Below are 26746 nucleotides of genomic sequence, written 5' to 3'. Positions count from 1 at the left end.
AGGCAGGGTTGGTCGATCAGTGGATGGTGCGGGTGAAGCAGATGAAGCGAGGTGGGTGCGGGTGCCGGAGAAGGGGTCACCTGCGCCTTTATCGTACAGGCATACCACGGCGTGGGCCTGGGAAAGCCAGGCCCGCCCGGCCGGAGCCCGCTCTCCGGGCGGTCATGTCCGCTTGCCACCCGCGCGGGCCCCCGTACCGGCGCCGCCGCTGCCCGGTCTGCCGCCGGGTCTGTTGTCCGGTCCGCCCGTTCCCAGCCAGTCGGCGAGCTTTCCGCCCTGGCCGACCGCGCGCAGCCGGCGCTCCGCCGCGTCCCGTACGGGATCCGTCGCCACCACGAGCAGTTCGTCGCCCCGGCGCAGCACGGTCGAGGGGAGCGGTACGAAGCTCTTGTCGTCCCGTACGACCAGCGTCACCGCGGACCCGGGCGGCAGCCGCAGCTCCGCGACCTCCACGCCGTGCATCTTCGACCCCGACGGGATCGCCACGGAGAGGAGATGCCCCCGCAGCCGCTCCAGCGGCGCCGACTCGATGCCCAGGTCGGCCGCCCCGGAGGGGACCCCGAGCCGCAGGGCTTTCGCCAGCCAGGGCAGCGTCGGCCCCTGCACCAGCGTGTACACGACGACCAGGATGAAGACGATGTTGAAGATCCGCAGGCTGCTCTCGACCTGGTGGACCATCGGGATGGTCGCCAGGATGATGGGCACCGCGCCGCGCAGCCCGGCCCAGGACATCAGCGCCTGCTCCTGCCAGGGGATCCGGAACGGCGCCAGGCTGACCAGCACGGACAGCGGCCGGGCCACCACCGTCAGGACCAGGCCGACGATCACGGCGGGCAGGAAGTCGGCGCCCAGGTCGTGCGGTGTCACCAGCAGGCCGAGCAGGACGAACATGCCGATCTGCGCGATCCATCCCAGCCCCTCGGCGAAGCCGCGGTTCGCCGGGGCGTGCGGGAGTCTGGAGTTGCCGAGGATCATGGAGGCGATGTAGACGGCGAGGAAGCCGCTGCCGTGCGCGGTGGCGCCGCACGCGTACGCCGCCACCGCGATGGCCATCACGGCGATCGGGTACAGCCCGGAGGCGGGCAGGGCCACATGCCTCAGCCCGTACGCCCCCGCCCAGCCGACCACGAGCCCGATGACCGCGCCGATCGCCAGCTCCAGGGCGATCTCGCCGACCAGGATGTACCAGTGCTCTGCCGGGCCCGCCGCCGAGAGCGCGACCACGACGATCACCACGGGGGCGTCGTTGAAGCCGGACTCGGCCTCCAGCGCCCCGGTCACCCGGGACGGCAACGGCACCCTGCGCAGAACGGAGAAGACCGCCGCCGCGTCCGTCGAGGAGACGACGGCCCCGACGATCACCGCCTGCCGCCACTCCAGCCCGATCAGGAAGTGCGCGGCGGACGCCGTGACGCCGATGCTCACCGCGACGCCCACCGTCGACAGAACGGCGGCGAGCGGCAGCGCCGGCCGCACTTCCTTCCACTTGGTGCCCAGACCGCCCTCGGCCAGGATCACCACCAGCGCGGCATAGCCGATCACCTGCGTCAACTCGACATCGTCGAACTTCACATGGAACAGGCCGTCCTGCCCTATGACGACACCGATGCCCAGGTACAGCAGCAGGCTGGGCAGACCGCTCCGGGACGAGACCCGGACGGCGGCGACCGCGATCAGCAGCACGAGCGAGCTGATGAGCAGCAGTTCGTTGAGATGGTGAACAGACAGCGGCCAATCCTTCCCCTCGCGCACGCCGGATCGTTCCTCCGGGAGCCGGTACTTCGTTACCTTACCTAATCTTTAACGCTTTCTTGATGCTTTCGATCGTCAGTACGAGCATCGATGTGATTTCCGTCGCGATCGTGGAGAGGGGCCGCCGCGCGACCGGCGAGAGCCGGTACGACAGGGGTGGAGACCGGTATGACAGGGGGCGAAGAGGGGTGAATCCGGAGCGGAATTCATGCGTCAACCTCTGTGTGATCATTCTGTGATCGCCGGATCGGTCATCGGATCAGTCGCACTACATGACACCGCGTCGGGGGCGCGGAACGCCTGCGCCTATGGTTGCTCCAGCATTCCAGGACCACCCTGCCCCTCGAAGGACAGCGATGCCCGCCAACACAGCCCCCCCTTCCGTCAAAAAGAAGGGGCGACGCGCCCGTCTGATCGTGATCGTCCTGGTGCTGGCGCTTGTCGCGGGTGTCGGCTACGGCGCGTACTGGAGCGTCGGCACGGTCCGAGCCTCCTTCCCGCAGACCGCGGGATCCGTGACGCTCAAGGGCCTCTCAGGACCCGTGGACGTCCGGCGCGACAGCTACGGCGTCCCCCAGATCTACGCGAACAGCGACGCCGACCTGTTCCGCGCGCAGGGATACGTCCAGGCGCAGGACCGCTTCTGGGAGATGGACGTACGGCGTCATATGACCGCCGGGCGGCTCTCCGAGATGTTCGGCAAGGGCCAGGTGAAGACCGACTCCCTGCTGCGCACCCTGGACTGGCGCGGCGTCGCGCAGCGCGAGTACGACACCAAGCTGTCGCCGGAGACCAAGAAGAACCTCCAGGCGTACGCGGAGGGCGTCAACGAGTACCTCAAGGGCCGGGACGCCGCGGACATCTCCGTCGAGTACGCGGCCCTCAACCTGACCAACGACTACCGGCCCGAGAAGTGGTCCCCGGTCGACTCGGTGGCCTGGCTCAAGGCGATGGCCTGGGACCTGCGCGGCAACATGCAGGACGAGATCGACCGTTCGCTGCTGACCAGCCGGCTGAGCGAGAAGCAGATCAAGGACCTGTACCCGGAGTACCCGTACGACCGGAACAAACCCATCGTCAGTGAGGGCGGGATAGACCCGGCCACAGGCGCGTACGACCCCGCCGCCCAGCCCACCGGAAACGGCGGGAACAGCGGGAACGCCGGGAGCGGCGAGACCGGCACCGGCACCGCGGGTACGGTCGTGGGCGACGGCACCGGCGGTACGGGAACGGGGACGGGCACCGGTACGGCCCTCGGCGGCACCGGAACGGGCTCCACAGGCGCCTCCACGGTCTCTCTGACGACCGGCGGCTCCGACAGTGCCGCCGAGGCCGCCCAGGGCTTCCAGTCCGGTCTCAGCGCCCTCTCCGGCACCCTGGACGAGATCCCCGCCCTCCTCGGCCCGAGCGGCAGCGGCATCGGCTCCAACTCCTGGGTCGTCTCGGGCACGTACACGACGACGGGCAAGCCCCTCCTCGCCAACGACCCGCACCTCGCCCCGCAGCTCCCCTCGCTCTGGTACCAGATGGGGCTGCACTGCCGCAGCGTCTCGGAGACCTGCCGGTACGACGTCGCCGGCTACACCTTCTCCGGGATGCCCGGCGTGGTCATCGGCCACAACCAGGACATCGCCTGGGGGTTCACCAACCTCGGCGCCGATGTGACCGACCTGTATCTGGAGAAGGTCAACGGAGAGACGTACCAGTACGGCACCGAGGAGAAGAAGTTCAAGCTCCGCCACGAGGTCATCAAGATCGCCGGAGGCGGCAGCAAGGACATCACCATCCGCTCCACCGACCACGGGCCCATCGTCTCCGACCGCGACAGCGGTCTCGCGAAGGTCGGTGAGAAGGCCCCGGTCGGCGATGTCGCCCCGGACCGCGGCACCGGTTACGCGGTCTCCCTGGAGTGGACCGCGCTCCAGCCCGGCAACGCCATGGACGCCGTCTTCGAGCTGAACCGCGCCAAGGACTTCGCGGGCTTCCGCAAGGCCGCCGAGCACTTCGACGTCCCCTCGCAGAACCTCATCTACGCCGACACCAAGGGCAACATCGGCTACCAGACGCCGGGCCGGATCCCGATCCGCGCCGAGGGCGACGGCACGATGCCGGCGCCGGGCTGGGACCCGAAGTACAAGTGGACCGGGTACATCCCCTTCGCCGAGCTGCCCTACGAGTACAACCCGGAGCGCGGCTACATCGTCACCGCCAACCAGGCCGTCCTGGACGCGGAGAAGTACCCGTACCTGCTGACGAAGGACTGGGGTTACGGCGCCCGCAGCCAGCGGATCAACGACCTGATCGAGTCGAAGATCAAGGACGGCGGGAAGATCTCGACCGACGACATGCAGACCATGCAGATGGACAACAGCAGCGAGATCGCCAAGGTGCTGATGCCCTACCTGCTCAAGATCGACATCTCGGACCCGGCCATCCGCGAGGCGCAGAAGCTCCTCGAAGGCTGGGACTACACCCAGGACTCCGACTCGGGCGCCGCCGCCTACTTCAACGCCGTGTGGCGCAACGTCCTCAAACTCGCCTTCGGGGACAAGCTCCCCAAGGAGGTGCGCGTCAAGGGCGAGTGCCTCAATGTGCGTCCCGCCGTCTCCACCGGCCCGCTGGACGACCCCGACAAGCTCGTACGGGAGTGCGGCCAGCGCGCCCCCGACCAGGCGCAGCCGGACGGCGGAGACCGCTGGTACGAGGTCGTGCGTTCCATCGTCAAGGACGACAAGAACGAGTGGTGGAGCTCTCCCAAGAGCCGCCGCGACGCCGCCACGACCACCCGTGACGGCCTCCTGAAGCGCGCCATGAAGGACGCGCGCTGGGAGTTGACGGCCGAGCTCGGCAAGGACGTCTCCACGTGGAGCTGGGGGCGGCTGCACCAGCTCCAGCTCCGTAACCAGACCCTCGGCACCGAAGGCCCCGGCGTCCTGCGCCAGATGCTCAACCGCGGTCCGTGGAACATGAGCGGCGGTGAGGCGGCGGTCAACGCCACCGGCTGGAACGCGGCGGGCGGTTACGACGTCGTCTGGGTGCCGTCGATGCGGATGGTCGTCAATGTCGGTGACTGGGACAAGTCCCGCTGGATCAACCTGACCGGGGCCTCGGGGCACGCGTACAGCCCGCATTACACCGACCAGACGGACAAGTGGGCCAAGGGCGAGCTGCTGGACTGGTCCTACACACCCAAAGCGGTGCAGAACAGCACGAAGGACGTGCTGACACTCAAGCCCTAGGCGCCGCCGAAAAGCCCTGGGCGCCGCCGAAGCGCCTGACGCCCTCCGGCGTCACCACGGCCCGTACGGGGTGGTCGTGCGGTTCCTCCGGGACCCGCGCGACCACCTCGTTCGCGTACAGCAGCACCACCAGCGCGGGCTCGGCCCCCGCCCCGGCCAGCCGGCTCAGCACCCGGTCGTACGAGCCGCCGCCCCGGCCCAGCCGCATCCCCCGGCCGTCCACCGCGAGACCGGGCAGCAGGACCGCCGTGGCCTCCAGGACGGCTTCCGGACCGAGCCGGGCCCCGTCGGGCTCCAGGAGGCCCCGTCCGGCCCGTACGAGCCGCTCCGCGCCCTCGTAGCGGGCCCAGTCCAGATCGTTGTCGGCCAGCAGCACCGGCAGCAGGACCCGTACGCCCCGCTCGCGCAGCGCGTCCAGCAGCGCGCGCGTCCCCGGCTCGCGCCCGACCGACACATAGGCCGCGACGGTACGGGCCTCGGCGAGCTCCGGCAGCGCCAGTGCCCTGCGGGCGAGAACTTCCGCGGCCCGCCGTACGTTTTCACCGGAGAGCAGCCCGCGCGCGGCGAGGAGTTCACTTCGCAGAAGGCTCTTCTCCGGCATCACCGGCTTCTCCGGCGAACCATCGCTCACGGGGCGTCACAAACCTCTCTCAAGGGAACTATTGGTTTACATGAGAAGAAAGTTAAGCGAACCATCATCTTCCGCCCATATGTGCTGGATAGGCTCCCCGCCATGACTCATTCGCCCTCCAGGATCACCAAGGCTGTCATCCCCGCGGCCGGCCTCGGTACCCGGTTCCTTCCCGCCACCAAGGCCACGCCCAAGGAGATGCTGCCGGTCGTCGACAAACCGGCGATCCAGTACGTGGTCGAGGAGGCGGTGGCGGCCGGCCTTTCCGACGTCCTCATGGTCACCGGTCGCAACAAGCGGCCTCTTGAGGACCATTTCGACCGGAACTACGAACTGGAACAGGCGCTCACCCGCAAGGGCGACGCCGGACGCCTCGCCAAGGTCCAGGAGTCCAGCGACCTCGCCACCATGCACTACGTACGCCAGGGCGACCCCAAGGGGCTCGGACACGCCGTCCTCTGCGCCGCCCCGCACATCGGCGACCAGCCCTTCGCCGTCCTGCTCGGCGACGACCTGATAGACCCGCGCGACCCCCTTCTCGCCCGCATGGTCGAGGTGCAGGAGCGCGAGGGCGGCAGTGTCGTCGCCCTCATGGAGGTCGACCCCGAGCAGATCCACCTCTACGGGTGCGCCGCCGTGGAACCCACCGGCGACTCCGACGTCGTCAAGGTCCACGACCTGGTCGAGAAGCCCGACACCGCCGACGCCCCGAGCAACTACGCCATCATCGGCCGCTACGTGCTGGACCCCGCCGTCTTCGGGATACTCCGCAGGACCGAGCCGGGCCGGGGCGGCGAGATCCAGCTCACCGACGCCCTCCAGCACCTCTCCGCCGCCCACCGGGCCGCGACGACCCCGGAAGAGAAGGCCGGCGGCCCTGTCCATGGCGTGATCTTCAAGGGGCGCCGCTATGACACCGGTGACCGGGGCGACTATCTCCGTGCCATTGTCAGACTCGCGTGCGAACGTGAAGACCTGGGCCCGGACTTCCGGACCTGGCTCCGCAGGTATGTCAGCGAGGAGATGTAGGACGTGAGCAGCACGGCAGACGCACCGGATCCCGGGCAGGACCGGCTCTGGTCGGTGGAGGACCACCTGGCGGACATCCTCGCCGCGGTCCACCCGCTCGACCCCATCGAGCTGCAACTGCTCGACGCCCAGGGCTGTGTCCTGGTGGAGGACGTCACGGTTCCGGTCGCGCTGCCGCCGTTCGACAACAGCTCCATGGACGGGTACGCGGTCCGTACGGCGGATGTGGCGGGCGCCACCGAGGAGTTCCCCGCCGTACTGACCGTCGTCGGGGACGTGGCCGCGGGCAGCGGCGCGCTCCCCGAGGTCGGCCCGGGAGAGGCCGCCAGGATCATGACCGGCGCCCCGCTGCCGCCCGGGGCCGAGGCAGTCGTCCCGGTCGAGTGGACCGACGGCGGTACGGGCGGCGGGGCGGTCACCGCCATGTCCCCGGCGGGGGAGGGGCGTACGGGAGCGAGCGGAGAGGTACGGGTCCACCGCTCCGCCGAGGCCCGCGCCCATGTCCGGGCCCGTGGCAGCGACGTACACGCCGGTGACCTCGCCCTGGCGGCCGGTACGGTCCTGGGCCCGCCGCAGATCGGCCTGCTGGCGGCCATCGGCCGGGGCAGGGTCCGGGTCCGCCCGCGCCCGCGGGTGGTCGTCCTGTCCACCGGGAGCGAGCTGGTCCAGCCGGGCGAGCCGCTCGAAGGGGGCCAGATCCACGACTCCAACAGCTTCGCCCTCACCGCCGCCGCCAGGGACGCCGGAGCCCTCGCCTACCGGGTCGGCGCGGTCACCGACGACGCGGACACCCTGCGCGCCACCATCGAGGACCAGCTCATCCGGGCCGACATGATCGTCACCACGGGCGGCGTCAGCGTCGGCGCGTACGACGTCGTCAAGGAGGCGCTCTCCTCGGTGGGCGACGAGGACGAGGATGGCAGCGGGATCGACTTCCGCAGACTCGCCATGCAGCCGGGCAAGCCGCAGGGCTTCGGCTCCATCGGCCCGGAGCACACCCCCCTGCTGGCCTTTCCCGGCAACCCGGTCTCCTGCTACGTCTCCTTCGAGCTCTTCGCGCGCCCCGCGATCCGCGCCCTCATGGGCCTGTCGGACCTGCATCGTCCGCGGGTCCGGGCCACCCTCAAGGCGGACGGGACGCTCTCGTCCCCGGCGGGCCGCCGCCAGTTCCTCCGCGGTACGTACGACGCCGAGGCCGGTGCCGTCACCCCGGTCGGTGGCGCCGGATCGCACCTCGTGGCGGCCCTCGCCCACGCCGACGCGCTCATCGTGCTCCCCGAGGAGACCGTCTCCGTGGCGCCCGGCACGGAGGTCGAGGTGGTCCTGATCGGCTGACCCGCCGCCGTGGCGTACCGTGTCTGCCCACACAGGCCCGGCAGGGCCAGGACCGGGAGCGCCACACCCAATGACTGTGTTTTCCCGGGGAGCGACCCCCGGACAACCCCAGCAGGCCGAAGAGAGCGGTTCGAGCGGGCAGGCCGGACCGCCGCACGGCCAGGACGGTCCGCACGGCCAGGACGGTCCGCACGATCCGCACCGCGTCCAGGACGGCCTGACCCACATCGACGCGTCGGGCGCCGCCCGGATGGTCGACGTCTCCGCCAAGGAGGTCACGGCGCGTACGGCCCGGGCCAGTGGCCGGGTGCTGGTCGCGCCGAAGGTCGTCGAACTGCTCAGGGGCGGGGGAGTGCCCAAGGGCGACGCGCTCGCCACGGCCCGTATCGCGGGCATCATGGGCGCCAAGCGGACCCCCGACCTGATCCCGCTCTGCCACCCCTTGGCCGTCTCCGGCGTCAAGGTCGACCTGACGGTCGCGGACGACGCGGTCGAGATCCTGGCGACGGTGAAGACCACGGACCGTACGGGCGTGGAGATGGAGGCGCTGACCGCCGTCTCGGTGGCCGCGCTCACCGTGATCGACATGGTGAAGGCCGTCGACAAGGGCGCGGTCATCACGGACGTACGGGTCGAGGAGAAGACCGGCGGCAAGTCGGGGACCTGGAGCCGCCCCGACGCGGCCGGGGACAGAACGAGCGGGGGCCCGGCATGACCACCCCGCCGGCCGTCCCCGCCGGGGCCTCCGGGGTCGCTGGGGCCAGTGGGCCCACCGGAGCGGGCGAGCCCGCCGGTCCCGCTCCGACGGACTCGCCCGCCGCCGTCCCGCCCCCGCCCGTACCCGTGTCCTCCGCCCCGTACCGGGCGCTGGTCGTCACGGCGTCCAACCGGGCCGCCGCGGGTGTCTACCCCGACAAGGGAGGCCCGCTCCTCGCCGACGGCCTCGGTGCGCTGGGCTTCGCCGTCGAGGGACCCCGGGTGGTGCCCGACGGCGATCCGGTCGAGCAGGCCCTGCGGGAGGGCGTGGCGGCCGCGTACGACGTGATCCTCACCACCGGCGGTACGGGCATCTCGCCCACCGACCGGACCCCGGACGCCACCCGCCGGGTGATCGACTACGAGATCCCCGGCATTCCGGAGGCGATCCGCGCGGTCGGCGCCGTGAAGGTCCCCACCGCCGCGCTCTCCCGGGGCCTGGCGGGCGTCGCGGGGCGCACCCTGATCGTGAACCTGCCGGGATCGACCGGCGGTGTACGCGACGGACTCGCCGTCCTCGACCGGCTGCTCGTCCACGCCGTGGACCAGATCCGCGGCGGCGACCACCCCCGCGTCTCCGGATGAACCCGGCCTGGCCCGCGATGCTGGTGGACGGTGAGGTGACCCTCCGCCCGATACGACTGCGCGACCAGCGCGCCTGGCGCGAGGTCAACCGGCGCAACCGCGACTGGCTGCGCCCCTGGGAGGCGACGATCCCGCCGCCGCCCCCCGGCGGCCCGTTCGCCCAGCGCCCCACGTACCGCCAGATGGTCCGCCATCTCCGTGCCGAGGCCAACGCGGGCCGGATGCTGCCGTTCGTCATCGAGTACCAGGGGCGGCTGGCCGGGCAGCTCACGGTCGCCGGGATCACCTGGGGCTCGATGTGCTCCGGTCATATCGGCTATTGGGTGGACCGGGACGTGGCGGGCCGTGGGGTGATGCCGACGGCGGTGGCGCTCGCCGTGGACCACTGCTTCCGCATGGTCGGGCTGCACCGCGTGGAGATCTGCATCCGCCCGGAGAACGGCCCCAGCCGTCGCGTCGTCGACAAACTCGGTTTCCGGGAGGAGGGGCTGCGCCCCCGTTATCTCCATATCGACGGGGCGTGGCGGGACCATCTCGTCTACGCGCTGACGGCGGAGGAGGTACCTGAGGGACTGGTGCACCGGTGGCACCGGGCGCGCCCGGGAACAACCAGAAAATAAAACAAACATTCGATATCACGTTCGATACGACGATAAATCGATACGAACAATCACAAAAAAAGTCCGTGATATCAGCCAGATCGTGCGACACACCGGTCCAATTGGCCGATGCCCTCGTGCGAACCCCTCTACGGTGTGAACCGTGAGCAGCAGCGGCCTCATCTACGCAGTCATCGTCGGGGCCTGGGCCGCCTACTTGGTGCCGATGTGGCTCCGCAGGCAGGACGAGCTGAACGAAGCACGTCCGACGGAGCGCTTCAGCACCGCCATCCGGCTGCTGTCCGGAAGGGCGGGCATGGAGCGCCGTTACGCCAAGGAGCTTCAGGGGCGAACCGCCGAGGAGGCGGGGCCCGACGCGGAACCGGAGAGCCGTACGGAGTCCATCAGCTCCGTCGACGTCCGGGCCTTCGCCGCGCCTCCGGACCATACGGAGGTCAGGATGCACCTGCCGGCGGACCTCCCGGCCCCCGCCCGGCCGGCGGCGGCCAGAGCCGAGCGCCCCGCGCCCGCGCACCCCGCCTCCCACCCCGCGCCCCGCCCCGCCCCCGAGCGCCCCGCGCCCCGGCGGCGCACGCGCCCCGCGGGCAGCCCGGCCGAACGCGCCCGGCGTGCACGGCGTTCGCAGGTCCTCGCCCGCCGCCGGCGCACCACCATGATCCTCTTCCTCTCCTTCACCCTCGGCGCGGTCGTCGCGGCCGTCGGCGGCCTGGGCTTCCTCTGGGCGCCCGCGATCCCCGCCGTGCTCCTCAGCACGTACATCGTCCACCTGCGCGGCCAGGAGCGCCGCCGCTTCGCGTTCACCATGGACCGGCGCCGCGCCGAGGCCGCCGCACAGCGGCTCCGCGAGAACCGCACCCCGCGCGGCGGCCGCCCCGCCGCGCCCGAGGACCCGGAGCCCGCCCCGGAACCCGAGCCGGCCCCCACGGTCTCCCCCCAGGAGGCGGGCCGCCGCGCCCTGGTCGAGCAGACCGACCACGCGGAGTGGGTCGACCAGCAGCGCGAACACGGCCCAGCCCGGGGCGAGAGCTGGGAGCCCGTCCCGGTCCCGCTCCCCACGTACGTCACCGCCCCGGTCGCCCCGCGCGCCTCCAGCGGCGTGGAGGTCGGCGACCCGGAGACCTGGAGCGCCGCCCGCTCCTCCACCGCCGAACCCTCCCCGCCCCCACCCCAGGACCCGGCCCCCACCCCCCGCACCCCACCCCAGCGCCGCACCCGCGACCACGGCAGGACCCCGCTCTTCGACCAGTACGACGAAGCGGACGTCCGCCCCCGCGCCGCCAACGAGTAACCCCCTCACCGGCCGCCGCCCACCCGCCCGTGACCAGCGGCCAACGGATTTCCGGGCACGGCCGGGAGGGTGCTAGAGTTTCACTCGTTGCAAGGGCCTGTGGCGCAGACTGGTAGCGCACCTCGTTCGCATCGAGGGGGTCAGGGGTTCAAATCCCCTCAGGTCCACAGCAGCGCCGTTCACGAGTTGACTCGTAGACGGTTCACGAGATCCCGTCCGATCACTTCGATCGGGCGGGATCTTGGCGTTTCCGGGCTGTGCGGGAGGTCTGGGTGCGGGCGGCGGGGCGGGCGTCCAGGCACAGCTGCGGGTACGCCTTGGGCGGGGCATCGTCGGTGTCGCGGTGGTGGGCGGCGATGGCCAGGGGCGCGCTGTACCCGAAGGTCTTCTTTTCGGTGCCGCCCATGGCGTGCCGGCCTGCGGTGGTCTCGATGGATGCGGTGCCCCGCCAGGGCTGTCGTGGCGGGCGGTTACGGGGATGCCGGTGGCGTCGATGCCGACGTCGCCGTTCCAGCCGCGCAGGTGCCCGTGCTGCTGGGCCATGCGGACGGTGGCCAGGGCCAGACGGTTGATCAGGCGGTTGACCAGGCGCTGAAGGCGGTCGGCGGCGGCGCGGCTCTCGGGGTTTTCCACAGTGCGACGTGGAAGTCGGCGTGGCACAGGGGCAGTCGGGAGCGGTGGTCGTGGCGCACCGGGTCCAGCACGGTGGCGATGGCGTCCAGGGCCCGGAGGAGCTACGCCCGCTGCCCCCGCATCGCGCACGGCCCTGAGGCCCGAGGTCACGACGGTCGGCCGGGCGTGCGTCTCTCGTACACGGTCACTCTCCGGCCGCGGACCTGCTCATCGGCCACCGGTCGGAAGTACTCCCGAAGCGTGGAGATCTTGGTCCTGTCCCGCGCCGAGTTCGCCGGCTTCGACGCGTCTTCCGCGTCGGTGACGAGAACGATGCGCTGCCGGGCGAGCATCTCAGTCCGGATGCGCGCGGCGTCCCACTCCACTCCCTTCAGCGTTCCGGAACGTTCCGGCGTCTCCTCCAGGGCGATGTCCTGCAGGCCCGTGAACGCGTGCGGGGAGACCAGCCTGGTGTCCCGCCGCGCTGCCGGGACGAACAGCACGGCGCCTCCAGACTTCTTCAACCGCGCCACCTGCGCCGCAGCTGCCAGGACGTCGTCCACGCGGCTCTGCGGCGAGCGCTTCGCGAGCGCCTGCGGAAGCAGGACGACCGAAGCGACGGCGACTGAGAGGGGAAGGACCCAGCGCGCGGCGCTCCACGACCGCCGCTGCACCGCCCCCACGAGCGCGCCAAGAAGGACACCGATCATCAGGGCCAAGCCCAGCAGGCTGAACAGCACATACCGATCAACGAAAAGTGGCTTGAACAGCGAGAGCCCGACGAGACCGAACTGCGGGACCGCGAGCAGGGGCAGCCCGACGGCCGCTGCCGAGAGCCGTCCCGCCCGGGGCCGGTCCAGCAGGGTCCCGACGCCGGCGATCGCAAGCAAGATCGCCGGCCCGATCAGCATGTGCCAGGTCAGCGGCGGGATCCAGGACACCTGCCCGGACTGGGTACGGCTGAAGAGGATCAGTGGCGTGACGCCTGCCGTTGCCGCCACGGATGCCGCGGTCCAACAAAGCCACGTCCCGCGCGTCGCTCGTGTCCACGCCAGGGTCGCCAGGTGCGCGGGCAGTATCAGCAGCGAGAGCCAGTTCAGCAGGCCGCACACGAAGACCGTGCAGCCGTAGGCGGTCCAGTACCCCCACCGGTGCCGTCGCCCTTGCAGCATCGCCACGAGCAGCAGCGTCGAGAGCCCGGAGCCCGCCGCCACCAGGGCGTACGGACGGCCCTCCTGAAGGTAGAACTGCACGGAGGGAAGCAGCCCGAACGCCATGCCTCCGCCCAGGCCCACCGGATTCCCGGAAAGCCGCCGACCGAGTTCCGCCACACATGCCGCTCCCGCCGCGACCGCCAGCACGGAGGGCAGCCGTAACACAGTGGTCGAAGGGCCGAAGCACTCGAACAGCGCGTGCATGAACAGGTAGTAGAGGGCGTGGACGACGTCGACGTGCTCCAGCATGTGCGTGATGTCGCTGGTGGACCGGAGGGCGACCTGCCAGGTCGCGGCCTCGTCCCGCCAGACACTGTCCTCCCGCGACAGCCCCCACAGGCCGAGCGCGACGGTCCACAGGAAAGGAATAAGGCAAACGGGAACACTGCGCCGAGAGCGGAGATCGGTGAATCTCGTCAAAGTCGGTCGCCCCCCGGTCAGCCAAATCCACGCAGTCGTTCGCAAAGTGTGGTGCTCGGCGTGAATCCACATGACGGGCAGGCCGGCAGCGCGGTCTTGATTTTACCGGCAAGGACCGCCGCAGGCGTGGGCGAAGGCGTTCGGGGCGGCGATGGACGCGATCGCGCACTGCTTCGCGCGGCGTGAAGCCCGCGAGGCAGCACGGCAGTTGACCGCCGGGCTGCTGCTGGAGCCGGACACCCGTAGCTGCTGGACGCTGGCGGAGGCGCTCGGGCGTCGAGGCCCGCACCGGCCGCAGCACCTGCTCTCCCGCGCGCGTGTGGATCACGACCGGGCTCGCGAGAAGGTGGCCGAGATGGTGATCGACCACCTTGCTGATCAGGACGTGGTGTTGGTGGTGGACGAGACCGGGGACGCGAAGTCCTCGACCGGCTGCGTGGGGGCGGGGCGGCAGTACTCCGGCGCCCTTGGCGGTGTGGGTCTGTGCCGGGTCGCGGTGCATCTGGCGGCGGTCACGCCGACGATGCGGGTGATCATCGACCGGGCCCTGTACCTCCCGGCCGACTGGGCCGCCGACGACGAGCGACGTGAGGCGGCCGGCGTCCCCGACGAGATCGCCTTCGCCACCAAGCCCCAGCAGGCGGCACGGATGGTGGCCGACGCTCTCGAAGCCGGAGTGTCTGCTCGCTGGTTCGCCGCCGACGAGGTGTACTGCGGCCGCGAACTACGAGCATGGATCCGGCAGTTGGGCCTCGGCTATACCGTCGGCGTCCCCGCAACCCACCCGGTGACCGCCGGGGCGGGCCTCCGCTGGCAGGCCCGGCAGATGCTCAACAAGGTCCGCCCCTGGCAGTGGATGCGCCGATCCACCGGTGACGGGGCCAAGGGCCGACGCGAGTACGACTGGGCCTGGCTGGACATCCGCACCGACGACACCCCGGACGGTGCACAACAGCCGGACGGGAGAAGTGCGCTCGTCGCCCGCCGCCACCGCTACACCGGCGAGACCTCCTGCTTCCACTGCTGAGCATCGGGCGACGTCGCCCTCGGCGCCCTCGTGGAGATCATCTGCCGCCGTTGGAAGATCGAGGAAACCTGCCAGTTCGCGAAGGGCCGGCCCAGGCGCGGAGGCGGAGGTGTTCGAGGTCGGGGCGGGCGCCGAGGTCCCAGCAGGTGCGGACGAGGCGGCGGGCGTGTTCGGTGAGGTCGGTGTGTGCGAGTTCGGCCAGGAGGCGGATGCAGTGGTCGAGGGTTCCGGTGGCGGTTTCGGCGCCTTTGGTGGCGTACTTGGCGATGTAGCCGGCCACGGCGCGGTCGGTGAGTTCGGTGCCGCCCGCGAAGTCGGCGCCCCGGATGGTGCGTACGTCGAGTTGGCGGCCGAAGGCGAACGTGTGCGCGTGGCCGTCGAGGACGGGGCCGGTGGCGCGGGTGGCGGTTTCGATGGCGTCGGGGTGGAGCGGGGTGCCGAGGGCGGGATCGTCGGTGGGGTGGGCGGTGCCGCAGCGGCAGGCGGGGGGCCGGTGGGGCGGTTGTGGACGGGGCCGAAGCTGGGGGCGGTGAAGGTGGCGAAGACGCGCGGGTGATGCGCGACCTGTTCGGGGGTGCCTTTGCCGCCGCGTAGTTCGGCGGTGATCAGGTGGTAGGTGTCGTGGCGGTAGGTCTCGGCGCGGGAGGCGCACCGGGTGGTGCGGCGGTTGTTGCAGGGGACGGGGAGCTGTCCGGCGGGCAGGGTGGTGGATTCGAGGTGGTGGAGTACGGGGCCGATCTCGCCGGTGGTGGTGTCGAGGTGGTGTTCCGTGCGGTGGTCGGTGAGGCGGATGGGCCGGGTGCAGCCGCCGAGGGTGGTGAGCTGGCGCAGAGGGTCGGGGAGTTGGCCGTAGGTGGCGAGGCGGCGCAGTTCGGTGCGGGGCGGTGCGGTGGCGTGCGCGAAGACGGTGCTTCTCCTTGGTCTGGCGTTCGGTCGGGCGGAGGAGAGGGAGGCCGGCCGGGGCGGCGGATGCTTGGCGGTATCGAGGCCGCCCTGGTGGGCTGTTCGAGACATGGGTGGGGGAAGGTTCGATGGGGGACTGGGGCCGGTTGGCGGCCGGTCTTGTGGTCGGTGTCGGGGCGCTGGTGATCGCGTTCGACGTCCGCAATCTCGGGTTGCGTGCCTACGATCTGCTGGCGGAGCGGTCGCCGGGAGGTGGTCTTGATCCACGGTTCTCGCCGGACGTGTTGAGGGGGTTCGCCGGGGTGGTCGGGGTCGTAGGTCTCGCGGTGACGGGCGTGCGAGTCTTCGGCATGCTCTGAGCGCTGTTACGGCTGGGGAGGGCCGTTGACGATGTCGAGTTTCACTGTTTACGTGTCTGTAAGCGAAGTCTCGGCCTGAGAGGCGTCAGCCAGGGGAACTGAGAGGTGTGCCAGACCAGGCGGGGGCTCGCGGGAACGCCGAGGGGGCAGCCAGCTGATCACGAGGGGACTGACACCGCTCCACCGCTGGTCAGAGGGGCAACTGCCCGTGGATAACCCGATCTCCCCAAGCTGAGGTCTCCGGCGCCGTTGCCATGGACCGGCCGTGGCCTGCTCTGGTCGACGGAAGTTGCAGCGTGGTTGGGGCCGCTGGGGGTGCAGCGAGGGATACGCATGCGTGGTCGGTCGGCGCGCCCGCCGTCGTGGCTGACTGTCGTCGGCTGAGGTTCGGACGGGGCGCATTGAGGGTGCTGGCCGTCGGCCGAGTGCGGCAGAGCTGGGTCGTCCCTGGGGCGTCCGAGGTTGCTCACCAGTTGCCAATGACGACCACCAGACGCACGGGCCCACCGCACATGAGCAGCCAAAACACAGCTCACCAAGACCTCGGCAAGACCCAGGGCAAGAAGACATCATGTCGGCAGCGTCGGTCGATCAAGGGCCACCCGCCCAGCACCAATGAACATTTGGAGCTTTTCCCTGAGAGCGCAAGTTCGATTCCGGCTACCCGTTCGAGCAAGGCTGCTGCCCTCCACGGGCATCACAGTGATGGGGCGCAGGATCCCATAGGTCTGGTGCTCGCGCGCCGAAACAGCCGAAAGCGGTGAGGCACCAGCAGGCTGCGCTAGTTTGGAATCAATCTCAGGTGCGCCTTCGGCGTCACCTGTCCGCGCCCTGGGCGGCCCGGCTTCGCGCTGGGGTACCAGGAAGAACAGACGCCTTGCAGGAGCAGTGGCCGGCACCACTCTCTGTCGGGCCCTGTTGGCTCCTCGGGGGCCGCCCCTTTTGCAGTACCCGCAGTATCCAACGTGGGGCCGTAGCCCTGAACTGCATTCTTGTGCCGGCGGGAAGCCGTTCGACCATCGCAGAAATGGTCGGACTGCCCCCGCCGGGAGGTCCGACCGCTCTCAGAGAGGCCGGAACCTTGGGCAACAGCTTGACCCTCGCCATCCTGACGATCTCCAGCGTGATCACCATGATGCTGTTTGCCATCAAAGGTACGTTGGATCAGCTACCTGATGTCCTGAACTCATGGCGTCGGGCTGTCCAGGCGATGCGTGGAAACGCCGAGCACCGTCCAGGCGAGGATGAGCCTTCAAGCCACGACGACCGAGGCACAGTAGGGCGATAGCGAGGCTGCTGGCCTGGGGCCGCGGGCGAGCAAGCGCCGCAAGAAGCAGACCGGACCGGCGGGGTGAGTGTCTGTCTGCGTGACAACGCCGACGAACACCGGCGGACGAGCGCGGACGGCTGCGGACCTTCAGCGCAGGTGAGCGGCAGACGAACCTAGGTGCAAGGCCCTTTCCAAGTTGCTTCGGGACGAAGAGGTCACGTGGCAAGGTGGGGGCTTCTCCGGATGCTGCCCCCGGCTACGGGGAGACTGGGTGCCCGGCTTGGTTGTGGTACGGCAGTGGAGTACCGCGACCTCCGCGATCGCCGTTGGGCGTCAGCGCCTCTGGGGGCCTGTCCACCAGGCGAGCAGGCCTCGGAGACAGTTCGCCTGTGGTTCGCATCTAGGGGGTCAGGGGGGGCAGATTTCCTCAGGTCCACAGCAGCATCGCTCGCGGGTCAGTTCGGGATCGGTTCGTGGAATCCCGCCCAGTGGGGTAACTGGGCGGGATTTCGTGGGGTTCGGGGTTGGTGTGGGCTCCCCGTGTGCGGGTGTGCGGGGGTTATGGGGCGTCGACGATTTCCAGGAGGGCTTGTACGGGGTCGGCGGCGTGGTAGTCGGTGCTCAGGGTGCGTGCGCGGTGGTGGAACGTCGGGGTGGTCAGTATCTGGTGGACGGCCTCTGCGATCGCGGTGGTGTCCGGGCGGCCGGTGTGCAGGTCGATGCCGACGCCGAAGGCCGCGACCCGGGCGGCCACCGCGGGCTTGTCCTCGCTCTCGCCCGCCACGACGAGCGGCACGCCGTGGTGCAGGGCGAGCTGCACGCCGCCGTAGCCGCCGTTGGTGACCACGACATCGGCCAGCGGGAACAACGCGTCGAAGGGGATGTACGGCTCGACGCGCGCGTTCGGCGGTACGCGCAGGTCGCCGGGGGCGATCTCGCGGCCGAGTCCGGCCACGACCAGCACGTCCTTGTCGGCGAGCGCGTCGAGCGTCGGCTGGACGAGCGCGGACAGGTCGTGATTGGCCACCGTGCCCTGGGTGAGCGCGACGACCCGGCGCCCCGACAGTTCGGGCCACCACGCGGGCGGCTGCCACGCGGTGGGCGGTTCCGGCGGGAGGGCCCCGATCAGCCGCAGCGAGGGCGGGGCGTCGATCCGGGGGTACTCGAAGGAGGCCACGGTGAGTTGGGCGAACACGTCGGGCAGCAGGATCTGCGCGTCGCTGATCACCGGCAGCGTGGCCGTCGCGCCCAGCTCCGCCATGACCCGCTGGGCGTGCGCGGTGGCGTCGGCGAGCTGCGCGGCGAGCTCGGCGTTGTACGCGGCTGCCGCGCCCCGTACATCGAGCCCGGCGCGCGGGGGCGGCGGCCCCATCATGGTCAGCTCGGCCCCGCTGAGGGTCAGGGGGAACACCCCGAGGCCGACCGTGCGCGGCCGGATCCCGGGCGCGCCCAGCAGGTGCGGCCACGTCCCGTAGAAGGCGGCCTCGTGGACGACGACGGCGTCCGGCTGCTCCGCCAGCACCTTCCGCAGGACGGCGTTCTGCGCCGGCGCCATGTCGGTGAACCAGCCGAACATGGCTTGCAGGAACTCCGGGCCCGGCACCAGTTCGTGCAGCCAGGGCTGGAGTTCACCGAGGCGCCGGTCGTCGAAGTCGGCGGCTCCTTCGAGCGGGACGAACGCCGCCCCCGCCGCTTCGGCCTGCGCCGCGAACCGGCTGCCACTGACGACCGTGACCCGCCGCCCGGCGGCGACGAGACGGCGAGCGAGGTTCAGGACCGGCCGGACGTGCCCGGTGAGCGGGGTCGCGGCGAGCACGATGGGGGTGGGGGAGGGGGTGGGGGAGGGGGTGGGGGAGGGTACGGGGGGTGCGGCGGGCATGGCGGGGGTTCCTCGGGGGTACGGGGCGGCCCCCCTGGGCGGGGCGGCCTGGTGGATCCGATCGTCGCCATTCCGGTCGCGGGAGACCACGGACACCGGCCTGGCACCGGCCGGACATCGCCGGTACGGGGGAGCGCGGGGCCGGAGCCGTACGGGTGGGCTCAGTGGTGGGGGGTGGTGGGGATGGCGGTTGCGGCGGTGGCGGTCGCGGTGTCGGCGCGGGTTACCAGCGTTTGGAAACGCTTGCCGAGTTCAGCCGTGTCCGGTGCGGGCGCGTCCGGTTCTGCCACGCCTTCCCACCACCGCGCCGACGGCCCGTCGCCCAGGTCGGCCGCCACGGCCGCCGCCACGCCCGCCAAGTGGGCCCGCGGGCGGTGTCCGTCCCGCTCGGGGGTGAGTTCGCCGGCTACGGCGAGCATCACGGCCGCGTCGGCCAGGCGGCCTTCGCCCCGGGCGGACTCCGCGCACCCCGTCAGAATCGCGGCCACCGAGAGCCCGCTGCCCAGCTCCCCCGCCATGACCGCAGCCGTACGCCAGTGCCGGGCCGCCGCACCCCGGTCACCGCGCAGCAGCGCGCCGTCCCCGGTGCCGATCGGCACGTGTACGGCCGCCCACACGTCGCGTTCGACGTCGAGGCGCTCCTTCATATGGGCCTCCGCCCGGGCCAGCAGTGCCCCCGAACCGTCGAAGTCCCCGAGGCGCAGCGCCGCCGCCGACGCGAAGATCGCCGCCTCGGCGGCGAGCGAGGCGTCGTCGATCCGTTCGGCCAGCCGCATCGCCCGCTCGGCGGTGGCGAACAGGTCCACGGCGACACGGTTGAACCCCGCGCGCGCCACCAGCCAGCGGGCCCGGCCCCGTTCGCTCAGGCCGTCCCCGCTCAGGCCGTCCCCGCTCAGGCCCTCCCTGCTCAGGCCGTCCCCGCGGAGGTGGTCGGTCCAGGCGAGGCCCTCGTGGGTGTGCCCGGTCATCCACAGCGGCAGCCACACCGACCAGAGCAGCTCGGCGGCGTCGTCGTACCGGCGGGCGTCGACGAGCTGCTCGTACCCGAGCCGCAGTACGTGGCGATCGGCCTCGACCTGCTCGACCGCCGGCATGTCGCCGCGCCCCCGGATCCGCGCACCGTATTCGCGCGCCGCCCGCAGGGCCCATCGGGCCACGCCCCGGCGGGTCTGTTCCCGGTCGGCCGGGGTGAGCGTGTCGAGCGCGTACCGGCGTACCGGTTCCAGCAGCCGGAACCGTGCGACGCCAGCCGTGTCGTCGCCACGGGTGACCAGGGAGTGCTCGATCAGTTCGGTGAGGGTGCCTGTCGCGTCCGCGGAGTTCGGGGGGTCTGTCTCGTTCCGGGGACCCGCCTCGGCGATCGCGTCGACCGTGTCGAGGGTGAAGCTGCCCGGGACCAGGGCGAGCCGGGGAAGCAGCCGCCGGGCCGCCGGGCCGAGCAGCTCGCAGCTCCACTCGACGGTGGCCGCCATCGTGCGTTGCCGGGCCGGCAGGTCGCGCGGGGCGGACAGGGACAGCTCGGGTAACTGGTCGACCCGTGCGAGCAGTGCCGGGGGCCCGAGCCGGGCGGCCGCCGCCGCGAGGAGTTCGATGGCCAGGGGCAGGCCGTCGGCCCGTTGGCACAACTGGGCGATGGCACGGTCGTGGGCGATGGCACGGGCGTCTCCGCTCCCGGCGGGCGGCGGTGGCGCGCCGGCGGCGGAGAGCCGTTCGCCGAAGAGCCGTACGGCCGCCGCCGGAGTGAGCGGGGCGACGCGTATCTCCCGCTCCCTGCGCACCCGCAGCGGGACGCGGCTGGTCGCCAGGACCACCGCCTCGGGGGCCGCCGCCAGCAGCTCGGACAGCAGTGGGCCGCACTCCGCCGCCACGCGCTCCAGGTTGTCGAGTACGAGCAGGGCCGGCGCCCCGGCGAGATGCGCGGCGAGGCCGGTCACCGTGTCGGCGTGGGATCCCGCGGCCCTCGCCACGACGGCGATGGCGTCGTCGGGGTCGGTGACGTCGGTCAGGTCGGCGAAGTAGACGCCGCCCGGGGGATCGGCGGCCACCATGTCGGCGGTGACCGTGTCCGCCGCCACCAGCGCGACGGTGGTCTTGCCGACTCCGCCCGGGCCGGTGAGCGTCACCAGCCGGCCCGGCGTGGTGCGCAGGGCGGCGACGATCCCGGCGACCTCGTCGTCCCGTCCGACCACCGTGACGGCCGGAGGGGACGGCGGGCGCGTCGTCAGCGTACGGGGCGGCATTTCGACGGCCCCGGTTCCGGTTCCTGCCTCGGTCCTGGCCATGGCCTCGGTTCCGGCCCCTGCCTCGGTTCCGGCCATGGCCTCGGTTCCGGCCCCGTTCCTGGCTCCCGCCCCGGTCCCGGCCGCGTCCCCGACCCCTGTCGCGTCCCCGGCCCTTGCCTCGTTCCCGGCCCTGGCCTCGGTCCCGCCTCCGGCCCCGCCTCGCCCCAGGGCCGACAGCAGTCCCGAGCGGTCGGTGTCGTCGAGGCACAGTGCTGAGGCCAGCGCCCGTACGGTGTGCGGCTGGGGCCGGGTCCGCCGGCCGCGTTCCAGCGCGCTGACCGCGTCGACGGAGAGGCCGGCCGCGGTGGCCAACTCCTGCTGGGTCAGCGACCTGGCCTCCCGCAGTTCCCGCAGCATGGCCGCGAAGCGGCTCGGCTTCCGCGCGGGGTCTGACGAGTCGTTCACAAGCTCGATTATGCCCGCCGGGGCCGGGGTGGTGTCCGGGGAACTGTCCGGGCGGTGTCCGGGGAACTGTCCGGGCGGTGTCCGTTGTCGGGCGGCGCCCCGGAATTCATGCTCGACGGTGACGGAACGCGTCACAGAACCGAACGCGTCACAGAGCCGAACGTGCCACAGAACCAGGAGATCTACCGCATGCTCCCCCACGCCCTCCGCGCGCTGCGCGAGGCGATCAACTCCCACACCCCGGAGCGGATCGCCGACTGCTTCACCGACGACTACGTGGCCGAACGGCCGCTGAAGCCGGCCGAGGGGTTCATCGGCTCCGACCAGGTCGCCGCCAACTGGCAGAAGATCCTGGCCGGCCTCCCCGACATCCGCGCCGAGATCCTGCGCTACGCCCAGAAGGGCGACATGCTGTGGTCGGAGTGGGAGATGCGGGGCACCGCCCCGACCGGGGCGCCGGTCGTACTCCGCGGCCCCGTCGTGCTCACCACCCGCGACGGACGGATCGCATGGGCCCGGTTCTACCCGGACCCGGTCGCCACGGAAGGACCGGCCCACATCACCGTCTCCCGGGTGCTCGACGCCTCGCCCGAACGGCTCTTCGCGGTGCTCAGCGACCCCCGCCGTCACCCGGAACTCGACGTCACCGGCCTGCTGCGGCACGCCGAGACCTCCCGCCCGGTCGATGCCGTCGGCGACACCTTCGTCATGGCCATGCACCACGACGAGGCGGGCGACTACCAGATCGAGAACCATGTCGTGGCCTTCGCCGAGAACCAGGTCATCGCCTGGGAGCCCGGCCCGCCGGGAGAGCGCCCGATCGGCCACCGCTTCACCTGGCGGCTCACCCCGGCCGACGACGGCCGCACCGAGGTGACCCAGACCTGCGACTGGACGGCGGTCTCCCACCCGGCATGGGTGGCCCGCATGCCGGTCGTCTCCGCCGCCGACCTCGAAGGGTCGCTGACCCGGCTGGCCGAGGTGGCGGCGTAACGGACGGCAGCGGGCGCGGACCCCGTGCGGCGGACACGTTCACCGACGTCGTTCCGCTGGTCCGCGCCTACGACGGGGGCCCGGGGGTACGGGAAACCCGACTCCGGACTTCCGACTCCGGACTCCCGACTCCCGGGGCTCCGGTCAGCCGGATGGTCCGCGCCCAGCACCGCACGCAGGTCCGCACGCAGCACCGCACGCAGGTCCGCACGCAGCACCGCGCGCAGGTCCGCGCGCAGCACCGCCGTCCGGGCCGCCGTCCGGGCCATGGCCGTGGCCGTCGCCGCCTCGTCCCTCGTTCCTAGCCCGCGGGGCGCAGGTCCTGGTGGTCCCGTAGCTGTCTGCGGGAGTTGATGCCCAGCTTGCGGTAGATGTTGCGCAGGTGGGTGTCGACCGTGCGCGGGCTCAGGAAGAGGCGGGCGGCCACCTCCTTCGAGGTCGCGCCGGTGGCGACCAGACGCGCTATGTGCAGTTCCTGCATCGTGAGCTGGTCGCGGGCGTGGGCGGTGCGGCTGCGGGCGGACTCGCCGGTGGCGCGGAGTTCGTCGGCGGCGCGGCGGGCGAAGGCCTCCAGGCCCGCGCCGGAGAACAGCTCGTGCGCGGTACGGAGCTGGGGGCGGCAGTCCTGCCGGCGGCCCTGGCGCCGCAGCCACTCCCCGTACAGGAGATGGGCCCTGGCCCGGTACGGGAGCATCGTGGTGTCGGTGAGGCGGGCGATCGCCTCCCGGTAGTCGCCCTCCTCCCCGGTCACCAGCCCCCGGGTGTACGCCGCCACGCCCAGCCCCGACGGGGTGGCGCACGCCTCGGTGCGCTCCGTCAGCGACTCCAGCGCGGCGACCGCCGCGGGCCGCTCCCCGCACCGTACGGCCGCCTCCACCAGCTCCGGCAGCGTGAACCCGGCGGTGAAGAGATCCCCGCCGGCCGTGGCCCGCCGGGCGGCGGCCAGCGCCTCCTGGTACTCGCCCAGGCCGTTGTGGAGCACGGATTTCGCCCAGTGGACGTTGGCGACCACCTGCCCCATGGCGGTGACCGTCCCCATCACGGCGTCGAAGAGCGCGACCGCCTCCCCGCGCCGCCCCCGCATCGCCGCCAACTGGAGCCGGTGGTAGAACATCGGCGGCCCGCCCACCGCGTCCGCGATCGCCTCCTCCTCGGCGATCGCCGCCATCGCCTCGTCCAGGTCGCCCGCGAGCGCGGCGGCCGACGCCGCCTGCGCGAGCCCCAGCCGCAGCACGAGCGGCGACCCCGACTCACGGCCGTTCTTCAGCAGCCACTCGATGATCCTCATATGGGTGTCCGGATCCCACAGTTCGGCCGCGAGGACGATGGCGAGCGCCGGGTGCCGGGGCCAGAGCGAGCCCTCCGCGCCGTCCAGCGCCTCCTTGATCAGGGGTACGGCGGCCCGGTGCCCCTTCGTGGCCAGGTCCTCCAGCGCGTCCAGGATGTCCGGCGGATGCGGCGGCGCGGACTTCGCCTCCGCGAGCACGACGTCCATCACACCGTTCGGCCGCCCGACGAGCAGGCTCGTTTCGAGCGCCTCCAGGTAGCACTCCCGGGAGCGCTCCGGGTCCAGCGCCGCCAGCCGCCGCGCCGCCCGCAGCATCCACGTCGGCCCCTCGTTGTCATCGGCCCGTACGAGGGCGATCCGGCCCCGCAGCAGATCGGCCTCCGCCTCCTGGAACGCGTCCGGCCCCGCGCCCTCGGTGGTCGTGAGCAGCGCGGCGGCCCGGTCCGTGGCGCCCGCGTCCAGGTGGGCCCGTACGGCGGCGAGGGTCCGTTCGATCCGCCGTACGGCGTCGAGCGACAGCTCCGCGGCCCGCTCCAGGAACGCCGCCGTGGCCACCGCACCCCCGCGCGCCCGGGCCCGGGACGCCGAACGCTCCAGCTCGGCGGCGACCTCCTCGTCCGGTACGGCGGCGGCCTGCGCCCGGTGCCACGCCCGCCGGTCCGGGTCGGCCACCGGGTCCGTCACCTCGGCCAGCACCCGGTGCGCCAGCCGCCGTTCGTCCGCCCCCGCGGCGTCGTACGCCGCGGTCCGCGCCAGCGGGTGGAAGAAGCGCACCCGTGTCCCGAACTCGACCAGCCCGGTGGCGGTCGCCGCCGCCCCGGCCGCCGCCAGGTCGATGTCCAGGCCCCGCGCTGCGGGCCAGAGCAGCCCCGGGTCGCCGGTCGGGTCGGCGCTGGCGATGGTGAGCAGCAGCCGCGCCTGCGCGGGCAGCGCGGAGAGCGTGGCCCGGAACTCGTGGCCCACCCGCGTCGGCACAGCGGCCGACGGGGGAGCCGCCGCAGGAGTCACTGGCGGACCCACCGGGGGAGCCGCCGGCGGAGCGGTCAGGGGGCCCGCCGCAGGAGTCACCGGCGGACCCACCGGGGGAGCCGCCGGAGGAGCCATCGGCGGACTCACCGGCGGACCCACCAAAGGAGCCATCGGCGGACCCACCGGAGGAGACGTCAGCTCGGCCGGGGCGAAGCCGCCGGCTCTCGGCAGGGCCAGCAGCGCCAGCGGGTTCCCGCGCGCCTCCGCCACCAGCCGGTCCCGTACCTGCTCGTCCAGCGTCTCGTGGCTCTGCGCGGCCAGCAGCGCCCGCGCCTCGGCGTCGCTCAGCCCGTCGACCCGCAGACCCGGCAGGGCGTCGAGGCCCCCGCCCGCCGGATACCCCGCCTCGTGCGGCACGCGTACGGCGACCACCATGGCCACCGGTTCGGCGGAGACCCGCCGGGCGAGGAACGCCAGCGCCTTCGCCGACGCCGCGTCGAGCCAGTGCGCGTCGTCCACCACACAGAGCACCGGGCGCTCCTGGCCCGCCGCCGTCAGCAGCCCCAGCGTCGCGAGCGCGGCCCGGAACACGTCCGGTGCCCCGGTCCCGGTCGCCAGGTCGAAGGCGGCGCGGAGCGCCCGGCCCTGCTCGGCGGGGAGTTCGGGCAGAAACCCCAGCACCGGGAGGCAGAGCTGGTGCAGCGCGGCGAACGGCAGCTCGGCTTCGAGCTGGGAGCCCCCGGCGCGGAGCACCCGGAACCCGGACGCCGCCCCTTCCGCGTACGTGAGCAACGTGCTCTTGCCGATCCCCGCCTCGCCCCGTACGACCAGGGCGCCGCCCCGGCCCGTCCGGGCGGCGCCGATCAGCTCACGGAGGCGCTCGGTCTCGTACCGCCTGCCGAGCAGCGGACCGCGCTTATGGGCCAACGTTTGCACAGCGCGTAGGGTACAGCGCAGAGGTTTCCGGGGGCGTGGAGCCGGTCCGCGCGGCGCCGCCCTCCCGCGGGCCGCCCGGACCGTTCCGCCGTACCGGATGGTGTGCGGTACGGCAGTCTTTTCGCCGGTCGGGACCGGCCTACTTGGTGGCGCCCTCCCCCTTGTCCCCGCTGTCCCCGTTGTCCCCGTTGTCCCCCTTCTCGACCTTCTCGACCTTCTCCTTCAGGTCCTTCAGCCACAAGTCCAGCCCTCCGCCGAGCATGTCGGCGACGGCGGTCAGGTCGTCCCCCTTCAGCGACGCCAGCAGCGGGGCGTCCCAGGACTCCTGGGTGTAGACGTGGGTGCCCTGGTCCGTCTTGGTGAAGAGCCAGAGGTGGGTGCCCTTGTCGATGGTGATCGCCTTGCCCTTCGCGGGCCCGTCCCAGATCACGCACGAACCGGACTCGACGTGCCGGACGCTCGACGTGATCGACAGGGTGTCCGCGGGGGCGAACTCCGACTCGGGTACGGGGGTGGTCCAGCGGAACTGCGACGTGGCGGAGAAGTCGCCGGAGTCGAGGCGTTCGATGGTGAGGACCGCGTCCTGCCACTCCTTCCACCGCGCGACATCGGTGTGCGTCTCCCACACCTTCTCGACGGGCGCGTCGATGTCGATCTCGGAGAAGCGGGTGATGGGCGCCTTGGGGTCCGTGCCCTTCCCGCCGCACTGCTTGCTCTGGTCACCCTGGCCGGCCTGGTTGTCCTGCTTGTCGCCGGCCTGGCCGGCCGGCGCGGAGGCGGAGGCGGAGGCGGTGACGGACGAGTCGGCGGCGTCGTCCTTGGAGTCGTCGCCGGAGGCGCAGCCGCTGAGGGCGATGGTCATACCGACGGCCGCGGCGATCGCGGCGGCGGCCTTCCGGGCGGGGCGGCGGGGGGAGCGGGAGGCGTACATGGGGGTCCTTGTTCCTTGTTTTC

Annotated in this window: 18 protein-coding genes, 1 tRNA gene and 1 pseudogene; 11 read left to right on the top strand and 9 right to left on the bottom strand. The window is 72.0% G+C overall.

Going from position 1 to position 26746, the window contains the following annotated elements:
• Positions 1-162: 162 nt before the first annotated feature.
• Complete coding sequence (locus tag AB0O07_RS21955) at positions 163-1752, bottom strand: potassium/proton antiporter (RefSeq protein ID WP_365635721.1); 1590 nt, start codon at positions 1750-1752, stop codon at positions 163-165.
• A gap of 356 nt (positions 1753-2108) precedes the next feature.
• Here AB0O07_RS21955 and AB0O07_RS21950 point away from each other — a divergent pair, with 356 nt between their 5' ends.
• Positions 2109-4991 carry a penicillin acylase family protein gene (locus AB0O07_RS21950; RefSeq protein ID WP_365635719.1) on the top strand — a complete coding sequence of 961 codons (2883 nt, stop codon included), beginning with the start codon at positions 2109-2111 and terminating at the stop codon, positions 4989-4991.
• Here the strand turns inward: AB0O07_RS21950 and AB0O07_RS21945 are convergent.
• A complete protein-coding gene (locus AB0O07_RS21945; RefSeq protein ID WP_365635835.1) occupies positions 4981-5592 on the bottom strand; it encodes a 5-formyltetrahydrofolate cyclo-ligase in 612 nt (203 codons plus the stop codon). The genes AB0O07_RS21950 and AB0O07_RS21945 overlap by 11 nt on opposite strands.
• A 132-nt stretch (positions 5593-5724) precedes the next feature.
• On the opposite strand from AB0O07_RS21945, the gene galU reads away from it, so the two are divergent.
• The 7 genes from galU (at position 5725) to AB0O07_RS21910 (ending at position 11402) form a co-directional block, all read left to right on the top strand.
• The gene (galU, locus tag AB0O07_RS21940) at positions 5725-6651 is read left to right on the top strand and encodes a UTP--glucose-1-phosphate uridylyltransferase GalU (RefSeq protein WP_365635717.1); all 927 of its coding nucleotides are present in this window, start codon (positions 5725-5727) and stop codon (positions 6649-6651) included.
• Between the two features lie 3 nt (positions 6652-6654).
• Positions 6655-7986, top strand: a complete 1332-nt coding sequence (glp, locus tag AB0O07_RS21935) for a gephyrin-like molybdotransferase Glp (RefSeq protein ID WP_365635716.1) — start codon at positions 6655-6657, stop codon at positions 7984-7986.
• A gap of 250 nt (positions 7987-8236) precedes the next feature.
• Complete coding sequence (gene moaC / locus AB0O07_RS21930) at positions 8237-8701, top strand: cyclic pyranopterin monophosphate synthase MoaC (RefSeq protein ID WP_365635833.1); 465 nt, start codon at positions 8237-8239, stop codon at positions 8699-8701.
• A gap of 128 nt (positions 8702-8829) precedes the next feature.
• Positions 8830-9327 (top strand): MogA/MoaB family molybdenum cofactor biosynthesis protein, encoded by a 498-nt coding sequence (locus tag AB0O07_RS21925; RefSeq protein WP_365635831.1) that lies wholly within the window; start codon positions 8830-8832, stop codon positions 9325-9327.
• Positions 9324-9947, top strand: coding sequence for a GNAT family protein (locus AB0O07_RS21920; RefSeq protein WP_365635714.1), 624 nt, complete (start codon positions 9324-9326; stop codon positions 9945-9947). The genes AB0O07_RS21925 and AB0O07_RS21920 overlap by 4 nt, the downstream gene beginning before the upstream one ends.
• Positions 9948-10089: 142 nt before the next feature.
• Positions 10090-11235, top strand: a complete 1146-nt coding sequence (glpR, locus tag AB0O07_RS21915; protein ID WP_365635712.1) for a gephyrin-like molybdotransferase receptor GlpR — start codon at positions 10090-10092, stop codon at positions 11233-11235.
• 93 nt (positions 11236-11328) lie between these two features.
• Positions 11329-11402, top strand: a tRNA-Ala gene (locus AB0O07_RS21910).
• Between the two features lie 53 nt (positions 11403-11455).
• Here AB0O07_RS21910 and AB0O07_RS21905 read toward each other — a convergent pair.
• Both AB0O07_RS21905 and AB0O07_RS21900 read right to left on the bottom strand, forming a co-directional pair.
• Positions 11456-11641 (bottom strand): hypothetical protein, encoded by a 186-nt coding sequence (locus AB0O07_RS21905; protein ID WP_365635710.1) that lies wholly within the window; start codon positions 11639-11641, stop codon positions 11456-11458.
• Between the two features lie 373 nt (positions 11642-12014).
• Entirely contained in the window at positions 12015-13310 is a 1296-nt protein-coding gene (locus AB0O07_RS21900; RefSeq protein WP_365635708.1) for a glycosyltransferase family 39 protein, read from the bottom strand.
• 322 nt (positions 13311-13632) lie between these two features.
• Here AB0O07_RS21900 and AB0O07_RS21895 point away from each other — a divergent pair, with 322 nt between their 5' ends.
• Positions 13633-14508 carry an IS701 family transposase gene (locus AB0O07_RS21895; protein ID WP_365635706.1) on the top strand — a complete coding sequence of 292 codons (876 nt, stop codon included), beginning with the start codon at positions 13633-13635 and terminating at the stop codon, positions 14506-14508.
• Between the two features lie 88 nt (positions 14509-14596).
• Here AB0O07_RS21895 and AB0O07_RS21890 read toward each other — a convergent pair.
• Positions 14597-15522, bottom strand: a pseudogene (locus AB0O07_RS21890) (replication initiator); the annotation flags it as partial.
• A 17-nt stretch (positions 15523-15539) separates the two neighbouring features.
• On the opposite strand from AB0O07_RS21890, the gene AB0O07_RS21885 reads away from it, so the two are divergent.
• Positions 15540-15770 (top strand): hypothetical protein, encoded by a 231-nt coding sequence (locus tag AB0O07_RS21885; protein ID WP_365635704.1) that lies wholly within the window; start codon positions 15540-15542, stop codon positions 15768-15770.
• Positions 15771-17599: 1829 nt separating this feature from the next.
• On the opposite strand, the gene AB0O07_RS21880 is transcribed toward AB0O07_RS21885, so the two are convergent.
• Together AB0O07_RS21880 and AB0O07_RS21875 are read right to left on the bottom strand one after the other, a co-directional pair.
• On the bottom strand, positions 17600-18919 hold the full coding sequence (locus tag AB0O07_RS21880) for a glycosyltransferase (RefSeq protein ID WP_365635702.1): 1320 nt from the start codon (positions 18917-18919) through the stop codon (positions 17600-17602).
• Positions 18920-19080: 161 nt separating this feature from the next.
• The gene (locus tag AB0O07_RS21875; protein WP_365635700.1) at positions 19081-21606 is read right to left on the bottom strand and encodes a helix-turn-helix domain-containing protein; all 2526 of its coding nucleotides are present in this window, start codon (positions 21604-21606) and stop codon (positions 19081-19083) included.
• Positions 21607-21768: 162 nt separating this feature from the next.
• On the opposite strand from AB0O07_RS21875, the gene AB0O07_RS21870 reads away from it, so the two are divergent.
• The gene (locus tag AB0O07_RS21870; RefSeq protein WP_365635698.1) at positions 21769-22599 is read left to right on the top strand and encodes a nuclear transport factor 2 family protein; all 831 of its coding nucleotides are present in this window, start codon (positions 21769-21771) and stop codon (positions 22597-22599) included.
• Positions 22600-22900: 301 nt separating this feature from the next.
• Here AB0O07_RS21870 and AB0O07_RS21865 read toward each other — a convergent pair whose 3' ends face one another.
• The gene (locus AB0O07_RS21865; RefSeq protein WP_365635696.1) at positions 22901-25792 is read right to left on the bottom strand and encodes a LuxR family transcriptional regulator; all 2892 of its coding nucleotides are present in this window, start codon (positions 25790-25792) and stop codon (positions 22901-22903) included.
• 139 nt (positions 25793-25931) lie between these two features.
• Positions 25932-26723: an SRPBCC family protein gene (locus AB0O07_RS21860; RefSeq protein ID WP_365635694.1), complete on the bottom strand. Its 792-nt coding sequence runs from the start codon at positions 26721-26723 to the stop codon at positions 25932-25934.
• Between the last annotated feature and the right edge of the window lie 23 nt (positions 26724-26746).

The organism is Streptomyces sp. NPDC093085 (assembly GCF_040683935.1).
Taxonomy (GTDB): Bacteria; Actinomycetota; Actinomycetes; order Streptomycetales; family Streptomycetaceae; genus Streptomyces.
The sequence above is the reverse complement of the archived record's forward strand: the minus strand, read 5'-3'. Positions and strand labels throughout refer to the sequence as shown.